The organism is Pedobacter immunditicola, assembly GCF_037482985.1.
GTDB lineage: Bacteria > Bacteroidota > Bacteroidia > Sphingobacteriales > Sphingobacteriaceae > Pedobacter > Pedobacter immunditicola.
In genome coordinates this window covers 577021-584179 of the sequence record NZ_JBBHKC010000002.1, presented here as the reverse complement: position 1 = coordinate 584179, position 7159 = coordinate 577021, and the positions used below count along the sequence as shown (strand labels likewise).

The following is a 7159-nucleotide window of genomic DNA, read 5'->3' as shown; positions in this document are numbered from 1 at the left end:
TTAATTGGTCTACCTTTTTTTTATATTACCCTGACATCCTAAATAGCGTGCTTTTTAAGTATGGTCAGGATTTCCGGTTGCAGCTGTTGTAACATCCTGTCAAAACCGATATCATTGGGGTGAGTGCCATCTACTGTTCCTTCATGATCCTGGCCAAGCAAATGGCTGGGATTGATGAAATAAAGGTCTTTCACGCCCTTTTGTTGTAATAATTTAACTTCCGCTGCAATTGCTTCATTTTGGCTTCTAACGCGCTTACCTACTTCCTGGTCGAAATAGCCGTGTTCACGGACAATACTTGGGATGACAATAATGGGTGCCAGCGGCCGATGTTTTCTAATGACAGATACAAAGTTAGCCGTACGAGCTTTGATTTGCTCCGGACTGGAGTTAGGTACACAATCAAGGATATAGGCATCAGCAGGAATTGAAGCCACCATATCTGCTACAGCCGGTTCCATTTTAGCACTGCCGCTAAAGCCGAGATTAAAAAAGTTCAGGCCAGTTTCCCTTGATAAACGAGCGGGGTACGCCAAGCCGGGTCTGCTGGCTGAAGCACCCTGCACAATACTGGAACCATAGATCAGGATACGTTTTTTAAATGGTGTTGCAGCTGCCTCCATCGTCGCGTTTTTATCCACTCCTATCTCTACTTGACCAACTTCATCATATAAGGGCAGGTATAACAGACATTCCTTCTCAGTCAGGTCCATGTTCTTTACCAGCACAGCCTCGTTGCAGTCTGCAGAAGGTCGTCCAACTCCGGCAAATTGCCATTTTCCATCTTTCTTGATGTAAAGATCAAGGCCCTTGTTAGCAATTGGAGTCATGTTAGCGAGTTGTTTTTTATCTGAAACACACCATTTTGCCGAGATAGCAGAACTGTTAGTGGTAAAGGATATAGCTATACCGGCAGCATTGGTGAGCAGTTGTTTTACAGCAGGTGGCAGTGCAGGGTAATCAAGGGTATCCAGGCGGTGAAAACTTTGTTTCGTTTCCTTCACTTTTCCAGTCAGCGTTAATGCGGTGGCCCTGGTGTAATTCCATTTCGAATTTGAAGCAGCTACAAATTGATTGAACAACGACAAGTAGCATTCCTTATAATCTTTTACATCTTTAACGGCACTTTCATACAAAAAAGGACCATTGTAACCTACCTCATCCAGTGCAGCTAAAATCTTTACCCAGTTATTTTGACCTTTTCCCGAACAGGGAAAGAAGTGATTCTCCTGTTTACCGGTGCCATCAGCAATATGAACTGATTTTAAACGCTTACCCAAGGCAAGAATCAGTTTTTCGGGATATTTGATATGGTTCATATCCACGGCAGAATATATGTTATCCGGCAAACGCTTCATCAGCTCAACGGTCTCTTCCACCGTACGCATCAATGGCCGCTCGCGGTTTTCGCCAACCATTAAGTCAAAGCCCAACATGTTTTCCATCACCATTTGCGACTGAATAGCCCTCACCGATTTATTCAGCGCCCGGGCAGATTTAATCATTTGAGTTTTACGCTGTTCACGCTCATTTAACCCGAGGTAATAGCTGGGATGGAACAAAATAATTTCAGGTTGAAGAATTGCACAAAACTTAAGCACCTTCTGATGTAAAGCCACTACTTTCTTTCGTTCTGCTTCATCGGTAAGGGAAATATCAATAACCTTGCTAAAAGGCATGTGGATGGACCAGATTTTAATTCCGGCATCGTCGGCTATTTTCTTGGCTTTTTTAACCCGCGCAATAATTTCATCATCACTATATTTAAAATTGCGGTCTTTATCAATAAAACCGTTGATGGAAGTTTCAATATAATCAATACCTACCGACTTGGCGTAGGTCATCGTTTCTTCAGTAATGCCATGAATACCAATAGAATACCCTACAGATAAAGGTTTTGGTGTGGTCTTGTCTTGTGCAGCAGCAATAAAAACGGTGAGAAACGTTAAAAATGTAAATAGAAACGTACGGAATAGTGTTTTCTTCATGATATGTATTTCAGATCCCTTTATTTTTTTCGAAGATAAAATGTTTTTCTAATATGAAAGATCATTAAACGAAAAAGCATGCCCTATCAGAAAGAAATAGATTGAAGTTTTTCGAGCAAAATCATTATACAAAAAAAGCCTCCATAATTAAATGGAAGCTTTCCTCATTGTTTGTATAGTTTATTTAATTTTTACCATTGCCTTTTCCATTGCCACCTTTTCCATTACCTCCACCATTGCCTTTGCCACCATTACCACCGCCGTTGCCTTTTCCATTGCCGCCAGATTTATAGTTTTTATTGCCTTGACTTTTAGACTTGCCCTTCACTACATCATATTTACTATGATTGCTGTATTTGATGACTTTCTGCGAGCGGTTTGACTTGTATTTGGCATACTTAACCTTGTGATTTTTATGGTAACGATAAGGAGCGGGAGAATTAATAACCACTTTATATCCGTTATAAAGATCATATCCACTATATCTTGAGGGCAGTGAATTCGCATACACCCAGTTGTTATTATTTAAATATACAAACTGCCTCTTAGGCACATGGTAATAACTTTCTACATCAGGCAGGTAATAATAATCAACATGATCATAACCAACCGGACCCCATAAAGGCTGTGAGCCTATATTTATGTTTACGTTAACCTGAGCTGCCGAACGAAAGGGAATTAACCCAAATGCGCCGAGCATCGCTATCAATAATAATTTTCTCATCGTGTCTAATTTAATTAGTGAAACCATCAAAACCACTTAAAAACAATATATGCTAACGAAATCAGCGGGTGATCAATCAGTGTCGTTGCAATGAGTATTTTAATATTTCATTATCCTTTAATAATCTTCTCTATCGAAAAATGATGCCAAGATTATTTCCTTAAGGTTACAACACCCAAATCACGGTTCTGACCGATCGTAACGTCAACCCCAATGATGGTACTGTCTCTATATCCTCCAACCGGCACAAACTTTACGTCATAACGACCAGCTGGCAGTCCACCAACTGTAAACTTACCAGTCACCGCATCAGGGATCGTTCCTACGGTATCAGTTCCAGCAATCACCAAAATCTCAGGATAGCTATCAAGTGGAGCAGTAATACCTGAAATTAATCCTGAAGTTGCTAACGTTACGCCTCTTACAACGGGCTTAAGCAAGTATTTTCCATTTCCAGTTTGAACAATTGATTTAGCCGCATCAAAATCAAGCAACAAAGAGTACGTTACACCAGGAACAAGTTCTGGATTTTCACGAAGCTTCACTTTCCAACCTGAAGATCCTGCACTTGGCGTTTTCAACTCAGATTCTATCCCATCTACAACAATTGAATTACCTGAGTCATCCAGCACTAACCTTACTTCAGTAATTTCTCCTGATGGCATCTCGCCAGTAGCAACCAGAATATCAGGGTTACTTGTTCCTATCCGAAAGTCTAAAATGTCAAATATACCGCGCTCTACTGCAAATACATAAGGCTTACCATCAGAATGAAGAACGATTTCTTTTACACTCAAATTGATGGCATCAAAATTACCGGGAGCATCAGTCATCCTGATTTCCACTTTTGTGGTACCCGATGAATCCATATCATTTTTACAACCGGTAAGAAGGGTTAAAGCTGTTACAACCAGCATTGTGCCTAAATAAAGAAATTTCGATTCCATAGTAATATTTTTAAATTCTTTGTACATAATATTCAAAGCTGCATCATCAACATGAATTTCAGATGAAATTGTAGAAAACATAATTATTTAAAAATTTCATCTGAAATTCATGTTCAGTACTGATCTTAGTTACCATAAACAATGTGGCACAAATGACATGTTTTAAGTTGGAGCGTAAGTTTGCCTTGAAAGAGGCAAACTTTTTTATATTTACATCAATGAAGCCTTCTTTAAATTTTCGAGTATTATTTGGGCGTATTTTAATCATATGTATTTTCCCTGGCGTCGTGCCTGTGCAAGCATTTTCTAAACCTGCTATCCATTCCTCTTTTGAGCGCTATGAACTGGCACCGGTAGAAAACGTGCTGATTGAACAGGACGAACCCAAAGTGAAACAGGCGAAAACCAAAAAGACAGCTATTAAAGTGGTTCCAAAATCAAGAAGGCAGGTTAAACCTACTGTTGTTAAACCCAAAGTAAAGGTAAAACCGGTGAAAATAATTCGCCCGAAAATTAAAAGGCCATAAAGTCAGGACTAATACATGAAATTAAAAATAATGACTTTCGTGATTTGTTTGGCAGCCTTGAATGTAAAAGCACAAACAGATAGCACAGCCACAACACCCGAAAAAGCTACACTTACCCTGGCGGCTATTTATGGTAACAATGTAAGTTATTATGGTCAGGGTACATTAGAAAAACTTCCCTATATATTAACCAATGCCACCTTTAGGTTACCCCTTGGTTTATTTTTCTCTGCGAGTTCTTATAAACTGCTAAATTATGGAACTGGAATGTCTGCATCAGATTTAGGCATCGGCTTTGACCATGCCTTTAGCCCAAAACTCCAGGCTGGAATCAGTTATACAAGGTCTTTTTTTCCGGAGGACTCGCCTTTACTCCAGGCAGCAAATGAAAATAACATCAACGCCATGGTAGATTACCAATGGCCATGGTTTAAAAGTAGTTTGTCAACTGACTTTGCATTTGGTTTAGAGAAGGATGTATTCATCAGCTTAAACCACGCGAAATTGATTGAACTAGGCAGTTTATTCAATGAAAACGACCAGATTGCGATAGAACCGGCAGTAGAACTGGTGGCTGGCACACAACATTTTCTGGAAAGCTATACGCAGAAAAAAAACCAGGGCAAGGGAAAGGGATCAGGTAATGAAAACACTACGGAGACCATTGAAATACCGACAACTAGTTTCAACCTGTTGACCTACAATTTCAAAATCCCTTTTACTTATAGCCGATCTCATTACATGGCCGAATTTGCCTATCAATATTCCATTTTGGGCGGCAAAATTCCCGCTGAAACAAAAAACAGCCAATCTTTTTTTAACCTCAGCTTTTACTACCAATTTTGATACTAGTGATGACACCAATTCAAGATCGCAACAAAACACAATAACGCTGACAAATGGAAAAAATTAAGCTTATGATAATAGCTTCTTACCTTAAAAACGAATGATAACATGAAGACTTTGATTATTGAGGATGAAAAAACGCTTGCTTATGAGATCGAATCGTTTTTAAAGAAAGCTTTTTATGTTTGTGATCTGGCACATAACATCAAGGATGCTACGGAAAAAATCATGCTGAACAGTTATGACTTTATCTTACTTGACCTAGGGCTGCCGGATGGTGATGGCTTAAGTCTATTGCCGATGGCAAAAAAACACAATCCTGAGGCAGCTTACATTATTTTAACGGCACGGGGAAACCTGGAAGACAGGATCACCGGGCTTGATCTTGGTGCAGATGATTACCTCGCCAAACCCTTCTCTTTATTGGAACTCCAGTCGCGGATGCAGGCCATAGCCCGCAGAAAATTTAATATACAGGAAGAAGTAACGCCCCTTGGAGAGTTCAGTATCGACCTCCAAAAAAGAATCATCGGCTTTGAAAAGGAACAGATTGAATTATCGCGAAAGGAATTTGATTTATTAAGTTACCTGTTTTTGCACAAAAACCGCGTATTGACCAGAATGCAGTTAAGTGAACATATCTGGGGCAGTTATGCTGATGGCGACTATGATTCTAACTATATTGATGCCCATATTAAGAATATCAGAAAAAAGTTGAATGCATGGGCACCGACCGACTGGCTGGAAACAGTTCGCGGCGTTGGTTACCGGATAAAAAAATAAATGAAATTATCTACCAAACTTATTTACTTCATTACCGGATCCAAACTGGCCGTCGTACTGTTGTTCATTCTGATCCTCCCTTTTACGGTAGATCAGATTGCTTCACAGTACACCAATTATTCATTACGAGACCAGCAAAAAAAAGTAATCAGTGTAGTAGAGAAAAATGGTATTGATTATTATCTGCAAGGTGAAGAAGATTATGGCAGCTATACCATGCTTAAAGAAGAGTACATCGCATTAGAACCTATTGCCAAGGGTTTAATCATGGACACCATTAAAACCACCATGCGGGTGGTGGAACAAGATACCCTCAATTACCGGGTGTTGAGTTATACCTTTGAAATGAATGATAAAAATTACCTGCTCGAAATAGGTAAAACAACGGCGAGCATCAGTCAGTATAACACACCCTTGCAACGGATCGCCTTGTATGTATTGATGGCTTTAATTGCCCTCACCCTTGTGATTGACCTGGTGTTTACCCGTGTATTGATCAGGCCTCTGGGCAAGATCATCCAGGCCAAATTAATTAACCGGAAATTCCCTTTCAAAAACCACAACATCCCTGTAAAGACTTCCACGCAAGACTTCAGGTATCTTGACGAATCATTACGCCTTCTGATGGACCAGATCAATATAGATTTTGAAAAGGAGCGTGAATTTACGGCCAACGCTTCCCATGAACTGATGACGCCGATCAGCATCCTTCAAAATAAAATGGAAAATCTTTTGGCAGAAGAAGATGTAACCGAAGAGCTGGCGCCTAAAATTGTGGAGATGATGAAAACACTGGACCGCCTTAAGAAAATCTCCGCCTCCTTGTTATTAATCTCGAGGATTGATAATGAACAATTTTCAAAAAAAGAGCAGGTAAATCTCCTTGACCTGGTCAAAGAGATCATGGAAGAAATCGGGCATAGGCTGGAAGAAAAGGAAATTAAAGTTACCCTAAACATCTCCGAAAAGGCGGTGATGCAACAAGCCAACAAAGACTTGCTGTTCCAGCTCTTATACAACCTTATCCATAATGCCATCAAATTCAATAAAGAAAACGGCGAAATTATCATTAAAGACCGACATTTGAAAAGCGGCACATATGAAATAAGGATTGAAGATACGGGCAAAGGAATTAGCCCGGAACAATTGCCATTTATCTTTCATCGCTTCCGCAAAACCAATACCCAGGGAAATGCTGGTTATGGCTTAGGCTTGGCCATTGTTAAAAGCATTGCCGTGTACCATAAAATAGACCTTAGCGTAGATTCTACCATCGGAAAAGGAACTTATTTCAGCCTTAAGTTCCCAAAATAACCGGATTAAAAGCACAAAAAATGGTAAATG

Annotated in this window: 7 protein-coding genes; 4 read left to right on the top strand and 3 right to left on the bottom strand. The window is 39.8% G+C overall.

Translation table 11 applies throughout. The features are described 5' to 3' along the window. Nucleotides 1-38 precede the first annotated feature (38 nt). The 3 genes from WG905_RS04985 to WG905_RS04975 form a co-directional block, all read right to left on the bottom strand. Nucleotides 39-1988, bottom strand: a complete 1950-nt coding sequence (locus WG905_RS04985) for an SGNH/GDSL hydrolase family protein (RefSeq protein WP_339590603.1) — start codon at nt 1986-1988, stop codon at nt 39-41. Between the two features lie 184 nt (nt 1989-2172). After that, nucleotides 2173-2712 (bottom strand): hypothetical protein, encoded by a 540-nt coding sequence (locus tag WG905_RS04980; RefSeq protein ID WP_339590602.1) that lies wholly within the window; start codon nt 2710-2712, stop codon nt 2173-2175. A 152-nt stretch (nt 2713-2864) separates the two neighbouring features. After that, nucleotides 2865-3659, bottom strand: a complete 795-nt coding sequence (locus WG905_RS04975) for a DUF4382 domain-containing protein (RefSeq protein ID WP_339590601.1) — start codon at nt 3657-3659, stop codon at nt 2865-2867. Between the two features lie 218 nt (nt 3660-3877). Here WG905_RS04975 and WG905_RS04970 point away from each other — a divergent pair, with 218 nt between their 5' ends. The 4 genes from WG905_RS04970 (at nt 3878) to WG905_RS04955 (ending at nt 7129) form a co-directional block, all read left to right on the top strand. Then, a complete protein-coding gene (locus tag WG905_RS04970) occupies nt 3878-4186 on the top strand; it encodes a hypothetical protein (protein ID WP_339590600.1) in 309 nt (102 codons plus the stop codon). Nucleotides 4187-4201: 15 nt separating this feature from the next. Next, nucleotides 4202-5032, top strand: coding sequence for a hypothetical protein (locus WG905_RS04965; protein ID WP_339590599.1), 831 nt, complete (start codon nt 4202-4204; stop codon nt 5030-5032). Nucleotides 5033-5140: 108 nt separating this feature from the next. After that, nucleotides 5141-5815 carry a response regulator transcription factor gene (locus WG905_RS04960; RefSeq protein WP_339590598.1) on the top strand — a complete coding sequence of 225 codons (675 nt, stop codon included), beginning with the start codon at nt 5141-5143 and terminating at the stop codon, nt 5813-5815. Then, entirely contained in the window at nt 5816-7129 is a 1314-nt protein-coding gene (locus WG905_RS04955) for a sensor histidine kinase (protein ID WP_339590597.1), read from the top strand. Nucleotides 7130-7159: the final 30 nt, after the last annotated feature.

What these genes read in the sequence shown, in the direction of transcription:
- WG905_RS04960 (WP_339590598.1), top strand. Translation starts at nt 5,141, where the DNA reads ATGAAGACTTTGATTATTGAGGATGAAAAAACGCTTGCTTATGAGATC.
- WG905_RS04985 (WP_339590603.1), bottom strand. Translation starts at nt 1,988, where the DNA reads ATGAAGAAAACACTATTCCGTACGTTTCTATTTACATTTTTAACGTTT.
- WG905_RS04980 (WP_339590602.1), bottom strand. Translation starts at nt 2,712, where the DNA reads ATGAGAAAATTATTATTGATAGCGATGCTCGGCGCATTTGGGTTAATT.
- WG905_RS04955 (WP_339590597.1), top strand. Translation starts at nt 5,816, where the DNA reads ATGAAATTATCTACCAAACTTATTTACTTCATTACCGGATCCAAACTG.
- WG905_RS04965 (WP_339590599.1), top strand. Translation starts at nt 4,202, where the DNA reads ATGAAATTAAAAATAATGACTTTCGTGATTTGTTTGGCAGCCTTGAAT.
- WG905_RS04975 (WP_339590601.1), bottom strand. Translation starts at nt 3,659, where the DNA reads ATGGAATCGAAATTTCTTTATTTAGGCACAATGCTGGTTGTAACAGCT.
- WG905_RS04970 (WP_339590600.1), top strand. Translation starts at nt 3,878, where the DNA reads ATGAAGCCTTCTTTAAATTTTCGAGTATTATTTGGGCGTATTTTAATC.